Raw genomic sequence first — 17,911 nt, forward strand, 5'->3', positions numbered from 1 at the left:
GGCCAGGTCGACGATCGGGGTGGGTGCCGTGAGCGAGCCCATGGAAACCGGGGAGCCGCAGCAGAGCGCGGGCAGGACGCGTACGGGTTTGGGCCGTGCCGGACGGTGGGTGCGCCGCCGTTCGAAGCGCTGGGTCGTGGTCGGAGCGGCGGCGGTCGTGCTCGGCGGCGCGGCGGCCGGGGTGGCGGTGCACCACGAGCACGAGGGCCACGGCGACGGCCGCCGGTGGGCGGCGGGCGACCGCGAGCCGTCGGACGGCCGGGGCCGCGGCGACGGCCAGGGTGCCGACGACGACCAGGGACGTGACGGTGGCCGGCAGCGGCACGGCGGCCGCCACGAGCAGCAGGGCCAGGAGGCCCGCACCGGTGACTCCGAGCAGGCCCGAACCGGGCAGGACGCCCCGGCGCCGCTGCCGGCGACCGACGCGGCCGACGCCGTCGCCAAGGCCTCGGCCGCCGTCGCCGGCGGCAAGGTGGAAGCGCTGAGCGCGGTGGCCGAGCAGGGCGGCGGCCGGGCCTGGCGGGCCGTGGTGCTCGGCCCCGACGGCGTGCGGCACGCCGTGACGGTGGACGGTGCCAACGGCACGGTCACCGGCAACACCGTCCTCGGCGGCTGACCGTCGAAGTCCGCCGAAGGGCAGGCAGTACAGCCTGCTCCGGCTCGTCACCAGTCCGTACAGAAGGGAGCGCCGTCGTCTTGGGCGCCGTGACAACCCCCCGGGCGGCCCAGCGCCGCCGGGCCGTGCCCGCGCGGCCCGTCCTGAGCAAGGTCCCGCAGGTGACGGCGGTGTTCTGGATCGTCAAGATCCTCACCACTGGCATGGGCGAGACCACCTCCGACTACCTCGCCCGGGTCCTCGGGCCCGTCCCGGCGGTCGGTTCGGCCGGCCTGCTGCTGGCGGTGGCGCTGTTCGCCCAGGCCCGGGCCCGACGCTACGTGCCGGTGGTGTACTGGGCGGCGGTGATCATGGTGAGTGTGTTCGGCACCATGGCGGCCGACGTCGCGCACGTCGCCCTCGGGGTGCCGTACGTCGCCTCGGCGACGGCGTTCGCCGTGGTCCTGGCCCTGGTGTTCGCGCTGTGGCGGCGGACCGAGGGCACGCTCGCGGTGGAGACCGTCGCGGGCGGGCGACGCGAGGTCTTCTACTGGTGCGCGGTGATGGCCACCTTCGCGCTCGGCACGGCCGTCGGCGACCTGACCGCGGCCACCCTGGGCTGGGGCTACCTGCCCTCCGGGCTGCTGTTCGCCGCTCTGATCGCGGTGCCCGCGCTCGCCCACCGGCTCACCGGCCTCCCGCCGGTCCCGGCCTTCTGGTGGGCCTACGTGCTGACCCGGCCGCTCGGCGCCTGCTTCGCCGACTGGGCGGGTGTCAGCCGTGAGCGCGGCGGCCTGGACCTCGGCACCGGGCCGGTCAGCCTGGTGCTCGCGGTGGTGATCGTGGCGGCGGTGGCGTGGCTGAGCGCGACCGGGCGCCGCGAGGGCCGAGCATTGGCCTGACCTCCGATCAACCGTCGGGCCGGGCGCAGCCCGCTCCGAGGAAGGGCGCAGCACGCGATGAACCACCCGTGGAGCCTCCGGACCGTCGAACCGCCGGTGGCCGGACCAGCCGTCGGAGCTGGTGCGGAGCGGCTGCGCCCGCACCGCCCGACCGGTGTGCGGTGACGGCGGGACGACCGGTCACGCCGGCGCCGAGTGGCCGTGGCCGGCGCCGCCGCCTGGTGGTGGTCGGCGTCGCGGTGCTGGTGTTCACGGCCCTGGCGGCGCTGACGGCGCTGCTGGCCGCCCGGGGCTGGACTCCCTTCGGCTTCGAGCGGAGCGCCGACGGCTGGAGCGCGGCCCACCGACCCGCTGCCGCCCGCACGGTGGCGGTCGTGGTCACCACCCTCGGCTCCGGGCCGGTGCCGTACCTCCTGGCCCTGATCGCCGGGGCCGTCGCCGTCCGGGCCCTCGCCCGGCCCCGGGCGCCGCGCCGCGCCGTGCCGCTGCTGGCGGCCCCGCTGCTGTGGCTGCTCGCGGGCCAGTCGGTGCGGCTGGGTCTGATGCAGGCCTTCGCGCGGCCCCGGCCGCCCCGGACGGACTGGGCCACCGCCGCATCCGGCTACTCCTTCCCGTCGGGGCACTCGTTCACCTCGGCGGTCTGCGCCGGGTTGCTGGCCATGGCCGTCGTCCGGGCCCGTCCGGCGTCGGCCGCAGCCCGAGCCGCCGTCGCGGCCGCCGCTGTGTTCGCGGCCCTGGTCGGCCTCAGCCGCGTCTACCTCGGAGTGCACTGGCCCCTGGACGTGCTCGGCGGCTGGTTGCTCGGCTGCGGCTGGCTCGCCGTGGGCTCGGCGGCGCTGCCGCAGCTCCGGCGCGCCGCCGTGCCGCCGGATGGCCGGGGGCCGGGTGGCGCGCCGGAGGCCTGAACGCGGATCCGCTGGAGCCACCCTGCGGCCGCGCCCGCCCCGACGGTCGGGCTCGGCAGGCCACGACCGTCGACGTCACGGTGCCTGCCTGATGGCCGCCCCTGCCCACCCGGACCCGATGACGAGTTCACCTGACGGCCGCCGCGCCACCCCGTGTCAGCCCGTCGGGCGCGTTGGCACCGGCTCCGTGCTGTCGTCCCGGACCCAGGCCCCGACGCCGAGCCGGCCGGTGGTGCCGAGGTCGAGCTCCGGGGTGACCATCACGGGAGCCGCGCCCGGGGTGGCGCGGACCCGGACGTAGGGGGCGTTCACCGGCTCTCCGGCCTCGGTGGTGTTGCGCCACACCAGCGTCGCGTGGGCGCCCTCCCCCGGGCGCAGCTCGATCCGCTGCGGCGGGGCGTCCGCGCCGGTGCCGGTGGCGATCGAGGCGCCGCCGGGGAGGATGCTCACCCCCTGGACCGGCCGGTGCCGCAGGTCGAGCAGTTCCAGCTGCGGGTAGCCGTCGACGGTCACCGGGGACGTGCCGCAGTTGCGCAGCAGGAGGCCGACCACCCGCAGGCCCATCGCGGCGTCGCCCTGGTCGGCGTAGAGCCGCAGTCCCGACGCCGGGCACGGGCCGCCGGCCTGCGGGGCCTCGGCGCTGGGGACGCTGCGGACCTTAGCGATCCCGACCTGCGGCACGGTGGTCGGCCGGCCCGGGCCGCGGCCGTTCAGGTCGATCCGCTTCCGCTCGGTGGCTCCGGGGGCGAGCCCGGTGACGGTCCCGCGCAGGCTGTCCAGTGCGGCCCCGGTGGCCGAGCGCCGGGTGAACTCCACGGTGACGTCGGACGGTTCACCGCCCGGATTGGTCACCTCGTACTCCATGCAGTCCGGGGCGACGGCGGTGATCCGCGCACCGTCCCGCGCGAGGCCGTCCGGCTCCGCCGCACCGCCGGAGACGGTACCCAGGGGCGCTCCGCACGGACCGCCGGCAGCGGACGCCGCCGGGGCGTCGGCACTCCGTGACCCGCAGCCCGCCAGCAGGGCGGCGAAGAGCAGGACGGCGACGGCCGCGGCGGACCGACGGGCCGTCAGCGGGGGCTGGGATTTCTCGGATTGGGAGCGCACCCGACGATGCGATCACGAACCGCCTCGGACGGCTGTGAGCCGCACCACTTCCTCTGCAACAGCCGTGCAACCGCCCGGCTTCGGGGGCCGTCCACCTGGGGCCGTCCGAGGTCGGTTTCGACGGCGAGCCGATGGAGTGGGACCAGGTCGTGCAGATCCGCACCCGCAACGCCTTCGAGGCGCTGACCACCACCGCGCCGGAGCAGGACGTGGACCGGATCCGCGAGTTCCTGCCGCCCGTGTCCGGCCGCAGGTCGACCGTCACCAGCCGGGGAGGCGCTGGCCACCGTGCTCCTCGCCGCACTCGAGCGCGGCTCGGTCGACCCGCGGCTGGACGAGCTGACCGTCCCCACCCGGGTCGTGTACCGCAGCCTGCTCGGCCGCCGGCGCACCGCGGGCGCGGGCTCCTTCGAGGCGGCTTCCATGGTCGGCGGTGTGGGCGATCTTCGTCGTTTGCGACGAAGATCGGTCGCGCTGGGCGGTCAGCGTCGGGCGGAGCGCGTCAGCGGCTCGATGCGCGGGGCGCGGGACGGCAGCGGCACGGCATGCAGACAGGGGTGGCGGGGCGTTCCGGCGGGAGCGGTCAGAACGGTGGCCACCTCGCCGGTGATCTCCACCCGGAGGTCGCCGTCCGTATTCTCCCAGATCAGCGTGCCGCCGGGGCCCACGGCCTCGGTGGCGTGGACCACGACGACGGATGGCGGGGCGTGTCCGCAGACCGGTCCGGGCAGGGTCACCGCGTAGCGGCGCTCAAGGCTCTCCATGACTGACCGGCCTCCTCGTGTGGCACCCCCGCTCGCACTGTCCATTGTGCCCACGAGCGCGCGATTGTACACGAACGAAGACCTGCCGGTCGATCGGTGGATGTCCGACGCTCGGAAGATCCGTCGCGCCGCCGAGTCGTCCGCCTACTGAGTTGTCGCGCCTCCGATCCTCCGCTCCTCCGAATCGTCGAGCCGCGGAGCCACCGCCCGCTGACCGGCGTCAGGCCGGCCAGCGCAGGACGGCGCCCAGGCCGCCGGGCGGCCCCGGCACGGCCTCCGGCACCAGCAGGGCCTCCGCGCCGACGGCCGTGGCGCAGCGCAGCAGGGCGTCGGCGGCTGGAGCCTGCTGCGGCTCGGCGACTCCCATGGCCCGCAGATCGCCCCGCTGGACGCCGATGTGCTCGGGCTGCGGGCCGGTCCACACCGGGCGCTCCGGGTCGTGGCCGCCCGACTGGAGCAGCAGGGCGGCGAGCTGGTGCTGCCGGGCTGCGGCCACCACGGCGGGCACGCCCTGGGCGGCGGCGCCGGGCGCGGTCTCGGTGCCGTCGGCGTCGGTGCCGTGCTCCCCCGGGCGTCCGATGCCGGTGCGGAAAGCGTCCAGCACGGTGTCCAGGTGGCGGGTCCGGTGACCGTTCCAGGCCGTCGCGATCCGCTGGTCGAAGACCTCCCGGGCGATGCCGTCGGCCCGGCCGCCGCCGTCCACCTCGACGGCGTGCGGCCGCAGCTGCGGGGGCAGCAGCTCGCAGACGGCGCGGCGCTCCCGTGCGTCGCCGGTGAGCACGAGCAGGTCGGCGCCGCTGCCCGGCCAGACCCGGCCGAGGTGGTCGGCGATGATCGCGGCGGTGCGGTCCCAGGCGTCCTCGACGCGGTGCCGGTAGTGCCACTCGTACCGGTCGGCGGGCGGGGCGCGGTGGCCGCGGCCCTGCCACTGTTTCCCTTCGACGGTGCCCATCCGCGCGGCACCGCCGAATTCCCGGCGTTCCAGTTCGGCGCCGGTGCGGTCGACGGCCACCACCAGGCAGCGCGGGAGAGCGTCGTCGAGCAGGCCGAGCAGCGGGGCGGTGTGCGGCAGCGGCGCCCAGTCGGCGGCCACGTCGGGCGGGGAGGCGGCGAGCGCCGCGTCGACCACGACCTCGCCGTCGGTGGCGAAGAGCGCCCGCCCCGGTGGCGATCCGCCGGCCGGTTCGGCGGCCAGGTGGTCCCGGATGGCGGCGCAGGTGCGGTCGTCGACGCCGAGCCCGGCCAGCCGGTGCACGGCCGCGCGGTCGAGGAGCGCCCGGCGCGGGGCGGCGTCCTCGGTGGCGCGGGAGGTATCGAGGTACACGGAGGCCCAGGGGCCGGGCCGGTCGAGCAGCGGAGTGAGGAACGCGAGATCCATGGCGGCCTCCCGGAATCGGTGGGCTACTGGGCGGCGCCTACCCGGCTGCGGGCCGCGGACACCCGACCGGAGCGGGTCGGGTGTGTCGGCCGTTCGGGGGCCGTCGGAAGCCCGCCCGAGACGCTCCGGTTGCGCTGCGTCCCCGGCCAGGTACGGTCGGTGCCGGTTGGAGCGCTCGTTCGAAGCGGGGCCCGGGAGGCCGGGGGACTCCTGGCGGGCTCGGAAACTGGAGACGACATGAGGTTTTCCGGAGGCCGGACCGGCACCGCCGTCGCGCTCGCGCTCGCCGGTGTCGGCCTCACGGCCGGTGCCCGCGCCCTGGCGTCCGCCCTGTCGCCGCCGGTGCCCGCGCGGGTCGACCTGCCCGGCGTGGTGCCCGTCGCCCTGCGCGTCATGCAGTCGCGGCCCACCTTCCTGAGCGCGGCCGCCGTCCATGCCCGGACCGGGGAGCCGCTGTTCGGCCTGTCCGTCAGGTTCTACTCGGCGGCGGGCCGTTTCCTGGGCTCCTCCACCACGGACGGCGACGGCGTCGCCGAGGTCCTCGTCCCGCCGGACCTCGGGCCCGGCGGCCACCTGGCCGCAGTACTCGGCGACGGCTTCCACACCGCCGCCCAGGCCGTGCTGCCCGCCGGGGGGTGACTGCTCCGCCACTGACCGCCGGCCCGGCCGCGGGCCCGGGTGTACGGCGGACCCGGCGGACACGGCTTCCGCGGCGCGGAACCGCCCGTAATCCCGCCCGCGGGTCCGACGCGTCAGCCGGTGAGCCAGGGTGCCTCGGGCAGCTTGGCGTCGGCCTGATGACCGGAGAAGTCGAGCGTGGTCGGGGTGCCGAGGCCCGCCATCTGCATGGTGACCCGGCGCAGTGTGCCGTTCTCGTCCACCCAGTAGGTGAGCGGCGATCGCGCGCCGTCCGGGGCCGAGCCCTGGGCGCGCGGACCGGCGAAGCGGTCGTAGTCGCGGTCGCCGATCCGGTCGCGGCCGAGCCAACGGGCGCCGGACTGGGCGAGCAGCAGCGGATTGTCCGGCCGGTCCGCGCCGACCTGGATGAGCAGTTGGAGGCCGGCGTCCAGCGGGTCGGCCGTGAAGGAGCGGGGGGACCAGCCGGACCGGGGGATGCGCTCGGCCTGCTGCCAGGGCGGGGCCGGGTCGCCCTCGGGCTCGGGGGCGAGGCCGAGGCCGCCGGTGTCCCAGACGACCAGGCCGTGGTCGAGCGGGCCGCTCGCGCCGGTGGTCCGGTAGCGGCCGGCACCCCGGTGGGTGCGGTAGTCCACCACCCCTTCCACCCGGACCTGCACTCCCCCGCCCTCGGAGGCGGTGAGCACCACCCCGATCGGGCTGGCCTGGTAGAGGTTCAGCCGGGACAGCGCCAGCCGGGAGGCCTCGTCCGTGGTGACGGGGCGCTCCGAGGCCTCGTCGGAGGCCGACCGGTAGGCCACCACACCGCCCGCCACGGCGCCGCACACCACGAGTGCGATCAGCGCCCTCAGCCAGTGGGCCTTTCGGCGGGGCGGACGGGCGGCGGTCTTCGTCCTGCGGGCCATGCGGTTGCCTTCTCCCGGTCTCTTCGGTGGTGTCAGATCCGGCCGGCCGGCCCCGGAACCGGCCGGGAACCGCGCCATGAGCCGGGCACGGGAGCCGGCGCGGGAGCCGGCGCGGGATTCGGGCGGGCCCCGGACGCGATGGTCCGGGAACCCGCCCGATCCGGGCTGTCACCCCGTCATGGCGGAGCGACTACCGGTGCTGGGCCCGGCGCCTGCGCGTCAGGACGAACAGCGCCGCACCGAGCACGGTGAGCGCCGCGGCGCCCGTCGCGATCAGCGGGAGGCCTTCATCCGCTCCGGTGTGGGGAAGTTGCCCGCCCGGCGCCGGCGGGGCCGGCGGTGCGGGCGGGGCCGGGTTGTCGGTCGGCGCCGGGTTGTCGGTCGGCGCCGGGTACGTCGGCGCCGGGGTGGGCGTCGTCGACCCGGTCGGGGCCGGGGTGGGAGTGGGCGTCGGGATCAGCTTGTTGACGGCCGTCACCGAGACGCCGGTGTCGAGGTTGTCGGCGGTGAGCACCAGCGGCCCGAAGACGGTGGTGTCCGGCGCTGAGTAGCCGGCCGGCGGGCTGAGTTCCTGCCAGTAGTACGTCCCGACCGTACCGCTGCCCTGGCAGCTGCCGTCGGCCGCGGTGGTACAGGGCCCACCGACCGGCGTGTCGGCCTTGGTGCCGGTGGCCTGGAGGCCGTCGGTGCCGTTGGTGTCGTGCCACAGCTGGAACGTGGCCCCGGCGAGCGGCTTGCCGTCCTGGTCGTGCTTGACCAGTTTCAGCGCGCCCTCCTGCTGTCGGAAGCCGAAGTCGAAGGTGTGGTCGTTCTCGCCCGGTCCGCCGGTGGTCAGCGCCCGTTCGGGGAACTTCGCGTCGGCGGGGACGATGCCCTTGGAGTCGACGAAGTGGTTGTCGCCGACGTCGTGGTCGGTGGGCACCCACTGGTACAGGGGGCCGCCCTTGGCGTAGTCGGCCGGGTTGTCGAGGCGGATGGTGTACTTGGTACGGGGCTTGAGCCCTCCGATGACGTCGGAGTCGTCGAAGTAGTACTCGCCGCGCGCCGTCGTCCTTGTCGTGCCGACCAGCTTGCCCGACTCGTCGTAGAGGTGGACGGTGACGCCCTCCACCGGGCGCTGGCCCGGGTTCTGGACGCCCTTGCGCTCCGGGTCGTACCAGACCCGGTTGCCGATCTGCAACGGCGCCTGGTCGCACAGCACTTCGAGGTCACCCATCGAGGCGCCCTTGCCGAACGGCGCGGCGGTCCCCTTCGGGGTCAACCGCAGGCCGAACGCCGGGTCCGGCGTGCCGTCCCTGCGCTCGACGAACGACGTGCCGTAGCCGAAGGCCTGGTGGTTGGAGTCGAAGGAGGAGGCCGCGATGGTGTTCTCGACCTTGGAGAGCGCCATGCCCGCGAAGGCGGTGTTGTGGTGACCGCCCCACGCGGTGTCGAAGAACCGGGTGCCCCGGGGGGCGAGCCCGCAGCCGTTGTTGACGTCCATCACGAACGTGCCGTTCACCGGGCACGCCTTGCTCAGGTCACCGCCGGACATCACGGTGGACACCGAACCCGGCGCGGGAGCGCCCGGCCCGCGGTCGGCGAAGCGGTCGCGGAAGGCCAGCAGCATCGAGCCGTCGGTCTCGAACGCGATCTCGCCCAACTCCGGTTCGGGGTTGGCCATGTAGCTCGTACCGCAGGCCTGGCCGTTCTGCGTGGTCGGGTAGCTGCCGGTCCACGGGAACCAGCCCGCACCGTCGCACGGGCCGCCGCCGACGGTCGACTGGCGCGGATAGTCCAGCGGCTGGTTCAGCACCGCGGTGCCGAACACCCCGCTGGCGGGGTCGAACGGCAGGACCACGGCGCGCATGTCCGCGGCCCGGCCCGTGGACTGGCCGGAGCAGACACCGCCGAGGTAGCCGGTGCCGTCCTGGAGGCCGAGGCCGAACGGCCGCCAGTCCCCCGGTGCCGGGCAGCCCGGGTCGGGGATGGTGTACGCGGCCTTGGGCGCCGCGGCCGTCGGCACGGTGGCGTCGTAGCGGTACAGCTTGCGATCGTTGAGGTTGACGACGAAGAGGTCCTTGCCGTCGTCGGTGATCTTGATGCCGCCGAGGCTCTCCTTGCCCGGGACGTCGAGGAAGGCGTCGTCCGTCCCCGGTCCGTGCACGGTGCCGCCCGCGTCGGGGACGGTGGTGAAGAGCGTCGTCGTCTTCCCGGCGAGGTCGGAGACGTAGACCGCTCCCGCGCCGCCCGGTCCGTAGTCGGTGCCGCGCTTGGCCACCGCCGAGGAGAAGACCCGCTTGTCGGCCCTGTTCCAGGCGATGCCGTACAGGGCGCCCGTCTCGGCGGCGGTGGCGATGCTCGTCGCGGCGACGTCCACGCCCTCCTGGCCGCGCGCGCTGTAGGGGAAGGAGACCAGCGTGCGCTTGTCCCCGCCCTCGCGACTGGTCGGCTGGCAGGTGGTCACCAGCGGTGCGTTCTTCTGGCAGTAGTCCCCCGGGTTCCAGAGCCCGGTGGTGTAGGAGACGTTCTTGCCGCCGGAGAGGTCGACGAACTCCTCGTTGCTGCTGAGCTGGTTGGGCGCGCCGACCAGCCCCTGGCGCGAGGCGAAGGCCGGGAACAGCACGCCCGGCTTCGGATTCCCCACCTGCACTCGGTACTTGCCGCCGGCCGTCTTGGTCGACGCCGGGGCGAGCGTCACCATGCCGTCCGCCGCGGTGACGCCGTCGATCCCGAAGCCGGCGTCATCGGTGAGCGTGACCTTCACGCCCGCGATGCCCGGCTCCAGCGCGGGAGTCCAGACGCCGGAGGCGTCCACGGCCCGGATCACCCGGACCGTCACGGAGCCGTCCCCGGTCTGCGAGACGGCCGTCGGGGCCACCGCCAACGAGGAACCGCCCACCGCGATGGCGAGCGCCGCGAGACGGCCCACGGCGCGGCGGCCGGGCAGGCCCGGTCGTCGCCGTCCCGGGCCGCGAGCGGCGCCGGTCATCCGTTCAGTTGTCGTTGTCATCCCTGCTCTCATCGTCCCGAGGGCCTACCGCCCGAGCTCGCGAGGGAGTTCGTGGTGTGGCGGGAAGCCGCCATTGTTAACGGGAGCTTAAAGGGGCTTCACTCAACTGCGGGCCGTTATCAGGAACTTTGACGGATCATCAGACGTAACCACCGGGGCGTCGGGCGACCCCGATCAACCCCGAACACCTCTCGACCTGCGGAAACCCGGCCCGCCGCGGCTCACGGCCGTGGATCGAGCGCCAAGTCGACAAAGCCGGACGACCCGCACGGGCGACCGCCCGCTCGAACACCGCCACGAGCAGCTCGACGATTGCACACATCGCGCACAGAATTGCACGCGACTCATTCCGCCTCACCGGTCATCGGAGTACCGCCGCCCGGGTCCGGAAAGCAGCGGTCAGGCCGTGACTCCGAGCCCGCCTGAGCGGGGCCCGCCGCCGAGCAGCCACGCCTCTGAATTACGTCAACCTCGTTGACCTAGTCTGCCCGGCATGAGCGAACGCGTGGTCCCCGAACCCCAGCGCCGGCGCCGCCGGCCCACCAAGCAGGGCGTCGTCCTCTCCCGGGAGCTGATCGTCGACACCGCGCTGCGCCTGATCGGGCAGCACGGGGCCGAGGCCCTCACCGTGCGACGGCTCGGCGCCGCGCTCGGCGCCGACCCCAGTGCGGTCTACCGCTACTTCCACAGCACCGACGACCTGCTGCTGGCCGTCGCCGACGAGCTGATCGGGCTGGCCCAGGCGGGCTGGCAACCGACCGGCGACTGGCGGGCCGACCTGCGGGCCATCGGCCTGCGGATCCACTCCGCCTACCAGGCCCACCCCCAGGCCGCCGTCCTGGCCGCCCACCGCACCACCGGCCGCACCCACGAGACCGCCGCCGTCGAGGCGATCCTCGGGGTGCTGCGCCGGGGGGGCTTCCCGGATCGGGAGGCCGTGCGGATCTACCACGCCTTCGTCGACCAGAGCCTGGGATTCGCCGCGCTGGACGCCGCCGCCCTCGCCCTGCCCGCCGCGGCGGCCAGGGCGGACCTGGAGGTCTGGCAGGCGTCCTACGCCCACCTCGACCCCGCGACCCACCCCCACATCGCGGCCACCGCTCACCTGCTGACCACCGACATGCGGTCCAGCGGCTACCCGTACGCCCTCGAACTGCTCCTCGAGGCGGCCGCCGCCCGGCTCGCCGCGGCGGGTTGAGCGGGGGCGGGTTCAACGGGGGCGGGTTCAGCGGGGAGCCGAGCGGGGCCGGTTGAGCCGCCGTCGTCGGGCCCGGTGGGCTCGGCGACGGCGGCTTCACGAGGAAAGGCGGAGAGGAAGGACGCGCAGGAAGGACGGACGCGGCGGTCAGTCGGCCGCGTGGACCACCTGCCCGCCCACGTACGTCCGCAGCACCCGGGCCGCCGCGATCTCCTCCGCGGGCCCGGTCAGGATGTCCCGGTCGAGCACGACCAGGTCGGCCAGCTGCCCGACGGCCAGCGTCCCCGCGTCGTCGTGGCCGTTCACATGGGCGGAGCCGGCCGTGTAGGCGGCGATGGCGGTGGCGAGGTCGAGGCGCTGCTCGGGCAGGAAGACCCGCCCGTCGACGGCCCCCGGTTCCATCCGGTTGACCGCCACGTGCAGGCCCGCCAGCGGGTCGGGGCTGCTCACCGGCCAGTCGCTGCCGGCCGCCAGGGTGGCCCCCGCACGCTGGAGCGCGCCGAACGGGTACTGCCAGGTGGCGCGTTCGGGGCCGAGGAACGGGATCGTCAGCTCGTCCATCTGCGGTTCGTGGGTGGCCCACAGCGGCTGGATGTTGGCGATCGCGCCGACTTCGGCGAAGCGCCGGATGTCGTCCGGGTGGACGACCTGGAGGTGGGCGAGGTGGTGGCGGGTGTCGCGCCGGCCGTTGGCGGCGCGGGCGGCCTCGACGGCGTCCAGCGCCTCGCGGACCGCGCGGTCGCCGAGGGCGTGGAAGTGCACCTGGAAGCCGAGCGCGTCCAATTCGGTGACGTAGCGGCGCAGTGCGGCCGGTTCGACGAAGCTCAGGCCCGAGTTGGCGGTGGCGCAGCCGCAACCGTCCAGGTAGGGACTGGTCATCGCGGCGGTGAAGTTCTCCGCGATGCCGTCCTGCATGATCTTCACCGAGCCGGCCCGGAACCGTCCGTGGCCCGACTCGGCCCGGCGGGCGACGAGTTCGGGGATCTGCTCGGCACCCCGGTCGCGGTCCCACCAGAGCGCGCCGGTCATCCGGGCGGTGAGCGCGCCGGAGCGGGCGGCGGCCAGATACGCGTCGGTGGGGTCCGGCTGGCCGTTGAACTCGCCGAGCAGGGCGTCCTGCCAGCCGGTGATGCCGAGCGAGTGCAGGAGGCGCTGCGCCCGCAGCAGTCCGTCCAGCCGGTCCGCGGCGGTGCCGGCCGGGAGCAGCCGGGCGACCAGCGCGGTGGCGCCCTCCTGGAGCATGCCGCTGGGCGTGCCGTCGACCTCCCGCTCGATCCGGCCGTCGGCCGGATCGAGGGTGTCGCGGGTGAGTCCGGCCAGTTCCAGGGCTCGGCTGTTGGCCCAGGCGCCGTGGTGGTCGCGGTTGGTGAGGTAGACCGGGCGGTCGGCGACGGCGGAGTCGAGCAGTTGCCGGGTCGGCAGTCCCCCGTCGAAGGTCTCCAGCGACCAGCCGCTGCCGGTGATCCACGCCTGTCCGGGGTTGGCCCCGGCGTAGGCGCGGATCCGCTCCAGGCATTCGGCCGCGGTCGTCGCGCCGGTGAGGTCGCAGGCGGCCAACTCGGTGCCGCCGAACACCGCGTGGACGTGGGCGTCCTGGAAGCCCGGCAGCAGCAGCTTGCCGGTGAGGTCCACGACCTCGGTTCGCGGCCCGATCAGCTCGCGGACCTCGTCGTGCCCGACGGCGGTGATCCGCTCGCCGGTGACGGCCAGGCTGCTCGCCCGGGTGCGAGCGGCGTCGCCGGTGTGGACGGGGCCGTGGGTGAAGACCAGATCGGCCTCGGTCATGGGTGGTGCTCCGTTCTCGGGTCGTGCGTCGGCCCTCCCGCGTCAGCGGTCGTGCGTCAGCCGCGTGCGTCAGCGGTCGTGCGTCGGCCGGGCAGGTGCGCCGGAGGGGTCAGTTCGTCGGATCGAGGAAGTACGGGGAGCGTCGCCGCCAGCGCGCCCAGGCCGCCGAGGGGAGGCCGGTGAGGACCATCAGCGCCACCACGGTCAGCTCGAACCAGCCGTTGTCGGCGGCGAGTTCGAAGTGGTCGGCGGAGTCGTAGAAGGTCCAGGCCAGGTAGCCGCCGACGGCGAGCAGCGCGGCCGCGCCGAGCAGCGGCCCGACCACGGCGCGCAGCCCCTGGAGCGGGTCGGTGCGCAGCAGGTGGCGGAAGCGGACGGCGGCCGCGACGGCGGTGAGTGCGTAGTAGAGCGCGACGATGATGCCGATCGCGTTGACGGAGGCCGAGATGAGGTCGTTGACGGTGGGGATGGCCAGCGAGGCGAGGGCGAGGAGCACGGCGACACCGGTGATCAGCAGGGTGCCGACGGCGGGGGTGGCGTGCTTGCGGTGCAGCCGGGTCCAGACCGGGCCGAGCACGCCGTCGCGCCCCATCGCGTACATCCCGCGCGCGGTGGGGATCACCGAGGACTGGAGCGAGGCCACGGCGGAGAACGTCAGGGCGACCAGCGGCAGTGCGGCCAGCGGCTGGTGGGCGAGCCGGGTGCCGAAGTAGGTCAGCCCGTGCGCGCCGTTGCCGGCCAACTCGTCCAGCGGCAGCACCCGTTGGAAGGCGGTGCCGGCGAGCAGGAAGAGCAGCAGCATGACCACCAGGGCGAGGAAGCCGCCCCGGGAGGCGTCGCGCGGTTGGCGCACCTCCTCGCCGACGCTGAACACCGACTCGAAGCCCCAGTAGCAGAACACCGCCAGCACCATGCCCTGCGCGACCGCGTCGAGGGAGGGCAGGTCGAAGGGGTTGTACCACTGGAGGGAGAACGGCTGGTCGCCGGCGAACAGCCCGTACCCGCAGAAGCCGAGCAGCACCAGGTACTCGAAGACCAGCAGGGCCTTCTGCAGCCGGGCGGCGAGGTCGAGCCCGCGCACCGCGACGAGTGCGGCGCCGATCAGCACGGCGAGGCCGAGCAGGGTGCACTGGACGGTGGAGTCGGCGTCCAGTCGCAGTCCGGCGATGCTCCGCAGGTGTGCCTCGCCGAGCAGTTGGATGACCGCCGAACCGGTGACGGTGGTGGTGTACGCCATGAACACCACCGTGCCGACGGTGTTCACCCAGCCGGTGAGGAAGCCCAGCCAGGGGTTGAGGATCCGGCCCACCCAGCGGTAGCTGCTGCCGGCGTCCGGTTCGACGGCGTTCAGCCGTCCGTAGCCGCCGGCGATGGCGAGCACGGGCAGGAAGGCCAGCAGCATGATCGCGGGCAGGTGCAGGCCGACGACTCCGGCCAGCAGGCCCAGGCCGATGCCGATGCTGCTGGTGGCGGCCGTGCTGGAGGCGGCGATCACCGCGCCGTCCAGCAGGCCGACGGATCTGTGCAGGGCACCGTGGCCCGCGTCCGTTCTCGGACCGCTGCCCGTGTCCTTCACCGTGGAGGCCAACGGATCACCGCCTTGTTCGTGGGGGGTGGGGTGGGGATGGGGTGGGGGAAGTGCGAGCCATGAAACCGGCGGCCCCGTCACACGTCAATGTTGTTGTCGTAAGGATTTCGCCCCTCCACGGCCTCGTGTCGCCGGCGCTTCTTGACGTACCGTCAACAAGCTCCTCCCCGGCCACCCTTGCCCTGGAGAACCCGTGAACCTCCTCCGTTCGACCCGCACGGCCGTGCCGGCGACGGCGGCCCTGCTGGCCGCCCTGGTGATCGCCGCCCCGCCGGCACCAGCCGCCCCAGCTCCCTCAGCCCCGCCCACGCCGTCCGCCTCACCGGCCCCGTCCGCCTCACCGGCCCCGTCCACCTCACCTGCGCAGGCGGCGCCGTCCGCGCAGGCCGCACCATCCACCGACTCCGCACCCGTGCTGAGCGGCGCCCAGCTCGCGGCCGCCTGGACCGGCCCGCTGAGCACCCGCGGACGGTACGTCGTCGACGCCGGCGGCAACCGGTTCAAGCTGAAGGCGGGCAACTGGGACGGCGCCCAGGGCCACTACCTCGGCAGCGGAGACCCGACCGACCCGGCGAACAACCAGCACGGCGAGGTCTCGTACAACACCCCGCTCGGGCTGGACCGCGCACCGATGAGCGAAATCCTGGACGGCTTCCACCAGTTGGGGATCAACAGCGTCCGGCTCCCGTTCGCCGACGCGATGATCCACGACAGCACGCCCGTGCCGGACGCGGCGGTGGCGGCCAACCCCCGGCTCAGGGGCAGGACTCCGCTGGAGGTGTACGACGCGGTGGTGGCCGCACTGACCGCCGACGGCTTCGCCGTCGTGCTCAACAACCACACCACCAGCTACCGTTGGTGCTGCGGCCTGGACGGCAACGAGCGCTGGAACAGCGGCCAGACCACCGCCCAGTGGGAGGACGACTGGCTGTTCATGGCCCGGCGCTACGGCGACAACAAGCGCGTGGTCGGCGCCGACCTGCGCAACGAGGTCCGCCGGGACACCTGGGACGACCCCAACTGGGGCATGGGCGACGCCCACGACGAGTACGCCGCCTTCGAGGAGGCCGGGAACCGGATCCTCCAGGCCGACCCGGACCTATTGATCATCATGGAGGGCATCAACTGGCAGGGCATCCCCGCCGCGCCCTTCCCGCACGGCCGCCCGATGCTCACCCCGGTGGCGACGCTCTCGAACGCCCTCATCCACTCCGGCAAGCTGGTCTACTCCGCCCACTTCTACGGCTTCACGGGCCCCGCCAACACCGGGGCCGGGAGCGGCGCCGGCGCCACCGGCGACCCGCGCTACGAGGACTTCACCCCGGACCAGCTCGCCCAAGTGGTCGACCAGGAAGCCCTGTTCGTCACTCAGGCCGGACAGCACTTCACCGCGCCGGTGTGGATCAGCGAGTTCGGCGCGGCGGGCCGCGGCTCGACCGACACCAAGGAGCAGGACTGGTTCCACGCCTTCACCGACATCCTCGCCAGGAACGACACCGACTTCGCCGTCTGGCCGCTCACCGGCTGGACGGATGCCGACGGCCGACCGATGGACAACTGGGCCCTGCTCCACTTCGACGGCGCGGGCCACCGGCTCGGCCTGGACGACCCCGGCGACTGGCGCGCCGCCGACTGGCACAAGCTGATCGACGCGCCCTCGCTCACCGGCCCCGTGCCGGCCGTCCCGCACTGGAACCTGCTCGACCTCGACCACACCGATCAGAACGTCTCCGTCACCATGCTCGCCCGGCCGGACTGGTCCTACGGCAACCGCAAGGGCGACTGCCCCGACAGCCAGCGCCTGACCGGCCTCGGCCGCGGCAGCAGCCGGGGCCTGTGCACCGATGCCGGCCAGCCCGCCCGGGCCGACGGCCCCTGGACCACCGTGACCGACGAACGCTACGTGACGGAGGGCGACTGGGCCCCCGGCTACAGCAAGCTCCAGTGCCCCGACCGCACCTTCGCCGTCGGCTACAGCGTCCGCTCCGACGCCATGGCCGCCCTGCTCTGCGCCCCGGCCACCGCCCCGCTGCCACTCACCGGCCGCAGCATCTGGTTCGACCACGGCGACAACCGCCCCACCACCGGGGGCGCCACGCCGAGCGACTGGGCGCCCGGCTCCTACAAGGGTCAGTGCGCCGACGGCGAGTACCTGGCCGGCGTCGCCTACACCTGGCGCTGGAACCACGGCGGCGTCCCGGACGCCCTGCTCTGCCGCCCGCTCGACTGACGCCACGGCGCGCGATGACAGGCGTGCACGTGCCCGGCGGATGCGGCATCCGCCGGGCACGTGCAGGGTGGAGGAGTACGAACCGCCCGACCGGCGAGCGAACCACCCACCCGGCGACCGTCCGTAGCGATGCGGACACCGTCCGCCGGGTGAGCCGCCTCCCGGCCGCCGTCCTCGACCGAAGGAGGGGCCCATGCGCACCCGGACGATCCCCCGCCGGGCGCTGGTGCTGACCACCGTCGCCCTCGCCGCCCTGCCGGCCGCCGCGCTCACCTCCCCCGCCGACGCGGCCGTCTCCGCGCCCCCGGCCGCCACCGCCACCGCCACCGCCGCCCCGGTGGACTTCGTCGACCTGCCGAGCAGCCCGCTGCCGCACGACCACGCGGCGCACCGGATCACCGTCACCTACCGCAACCCCGCGGCGACGGACCGGACGGTCGCCCCGCAGATCCTGATCGAGTCGCCCGACCGGGGCCCGTCCCCCACCCCGGCGCAGATCAGGCTGGAACTGCTGGGGACGGACGGCCGCTGGCACACCGTTCCGCTCGCCAGCCAGACCGGCACGCTGTACACCTCCCTCCTCCCGGCGAAGATCGTCCTGCACGGCCACCACGCCCTCACCGAGCAGTACCGGCTCACCGTCCTCGGCGGCCCCGCCCGGGGCACCATCGCACCCCGGATCGCCCTCTACGCCTGACGCCGGGCACCTCCATCCTCCATCCGGGCCGGTGCCGCGCTCCGGCCTCCGAGAGCCGGGTCCTGGGGGGGGGGCACCCCCGCGGTGAGGGGGGCGAAGGGCAGAAGGGGGGGGGGGGGCTCCCCCCCCTTGGGATCCCCCTTCCCCCTCCACCCCCGCCCTCTGCCTCCGCCGCGCACACACACCACCCCCCGCCACCCTAACCGCCCTCCAATCCCAGCCCCAAGAC

The 17,911-nt window shown here is 74.6% G+C and carries 14 protein-coding genes; 7 read left to right on the top strand and 7 right to left on the bottom strand.

The genetic code is table 11. The annotated features are described in order from the left end of the window. The first annotated feature begins 28 nt into the window (after positions 1-28). From ACZ4WV_RS17990 to ACZ4WV_RS18000, 3 genes are all read left to right on the top strand, one after another. Positions 29-616 carry a hypothetical protein gene (locus ACZ4WV_RS17990; RefSeq protein WP_465747695.1) on the top strand — a complete coding sequence of 196 codons (588 nt, stop codon included), beginning with the start codon at positions 29-31 and terminating at the stop codon, positions 614-616. Positions 617-705: 89 nt separating this feature from the next. After that, complete coding sequence (locus ACZ4WV_RS17995) at positions 706-1,497, top strand: COG4705 family protein (RefSeq protein WP_465747725.1); 792 nt, start codon at positions 706-708, stop codon at positions 1,495-1,497. Between the two features lie 161 nt (positions 1,498-1,658). Further along, complete coding sequence (locus tag ACZ4WV_RS18000; protein WP_465747697.1) at positions 1,659-2,402, top strand: phosphatase PAP2 family protein; 744 nt, start codon at positions 1,659-1,661, stop codon at positions 2,400-2,402. A gap of 156 nt (positions 2,403-2,558) precedes the next feature. Here ACZ4WV_RS18000 and ACZ4WV_RS18005 read toward each other — a convergent pair whose 3' ends face one another. The 3 genes from ACZ4WV_RS18005 to ACZ4WV_RS18015 form a co-directional block, all read right to left on the bottom strand. Beyond that, positions 2,559-3,509 (bottom strand): DUF4232 domain-containing protein, encoded by a 951-nt coding sequence (locus ACZ4WV_RS18005; protein ID WP_465747699.1) that lies wholly within the window; start codon positions 3,507-3,509, stop codon positions 2,559-2,561. 482 nt (positions 3,510-3,991) lie between these two features. After that, positions 3,992-4,273, bottom strand: coding sequence for a DUF6296 family protein (locus ACZ4WV_RS18010; RefSeq protein ID WP_465747701.1), 282 nt, complete (start codon positions 4,271-4,273; stop codon positions 3,992-3,994). Between the two features lie 220 nt (positions 4,274-4,493). Continuing rightward, positions 4,494-5,651 carry a baeRF2 domain-containing protein gene (locus ACZ4WV_RS18015; protein ID WP_465747703.1) on the bottom strand — a complete coding sequence of 386 codons (1,158 nt, stop codon included), beginning with the start codon at positions 5,649-5,651 and terminating at the stop codon, positions 4,494-4,496. Between the two features lie 237 nt (positions 5,652-5,888). Here ACZ4WV_RS18015 and ACZ4WV_RS18020 point away from each other — a divergent pair, with 237 nt between their 5' ends. Further along, complete coding sequence (locus ACZ4WV_RS18020) at positions 5,889-6,290, top strand: PDC sensor domain-containing protein (RefSeq protein WP_465747705.1); 402 nt, start codon at positions 5,889-5,891, stop codon at positions 6,288-6,290. A 113-nt stretch (positions 6,291-6,403) separates the two neighbouring features. Here ACZ4WV_RS18020 and ACZ4WV_RS18025 read toward each other — a convergent pair whose 3' ends face one another. Together ACZ4WV_RS18025 and ACZ4WV_RS18030 are read right to left on the bottom strand one after the other, a co-directional pair. Next, positions 6,404-7,192, bottom strand: a complete 789-nt coding sequence (locus ACZ4WV_RS18025) for a hypothetical protein (protein WP_465747707.1) — start codon at positions 7,190-7,192, stop codon at positions 6,404-6,406. A 190-nt stretch (positions 7,193-7,382) separates the two neighbouring features. Continuing rightward, positions 7,383-10,184: an SdrD B-like domain-containing protein gene (locus ACZ4WV_RS18030; RefSeq protein WP_465747709.1), complete on the bottom strand. Its 2,802-nt coding sequence runs from the start codon at positions 10,182-10,184 to the stop codon at positions 7,383-7,385. Between the two features lie 493 nt (positions 10,185-10,677). Between ACZ4WV_RS18030 and ACZ4WV_RS18035 the strand changes: the two genes are divergently transcribed. After that, positions 10,678-11,382, top strand: a complete 705-nt coding sequence (locus ACZ4WV_RS18035; RefSeq protein ID WP_465747711.1) for a TetR/AcrR family transcriptional regulator — start codon at positions 10,678-10,680, stop codon at positions 11,380-11,382. Between the two features lie 147 nt (positions 11,383-11,529). Here the strand turns inward: ACZ4WV_RS18035 and ACZ4WV_RS18040 are convergent, their stop codons facing one another. Next, entirely contained in the window at positions 11,530-13,167 is a 1,638-nt protein-coding gene (locus ACZ4WV_RS18040; RefSeq protein ID WP_465747713.1) for an amidohydrolase, read from the bottom strand. 109 nt (positions 13,168-13,276) lie between these two features. Continuing rightward, complete coding sequence (locus tag ACZ4WV_RS18045; RefSeq protein ID WP_465747715.1) at positions 13,277-14,755, bottom strand: APC family permease; 1,479 nt, start codon at positions 14,753-14,755, stop codon at positions 13,277-13,279. 193 nt (positions 14,756-14,948) lie between these two features. On the opposite strand from ACZ4WV_RS18045, the gene ACZ4WV_RS18050 reads away from it, so the two are divergent. Together ACZ4WV_RS18050 and ACZ4WV_RS18055 are read left to right on the top strand one after the other, a co-directional pair. Further along, positions 14,949-16,985 (top strand): cellulase family glycosylhydrolase, encoded by a 2,037-nt coding sequence (locus ACZ4WV_RS18050; protein ID WP_465747717.1) that lies wholly within the window; start codon positions 14,949-14,951, stop codon positions 16,983-16,985. Between the two features lie 193 nt (positions 16,986-17,178). After that, positions 17,179-17,682, top strand: coding sequence for a signal peptide protein (locus tag ACZ4WV_RS18055; protein ID WP_465747719.1), 504 nt, complete (start codon positions 17,179-17,181; stop codon positions 17,680-17,682). Positions 17,683-17,911 lie beyond the last annotated feature (229 nt).

It is taken from the genome of Kitasatospora sp. NPDC029312, from assembly GCF_055569215.1.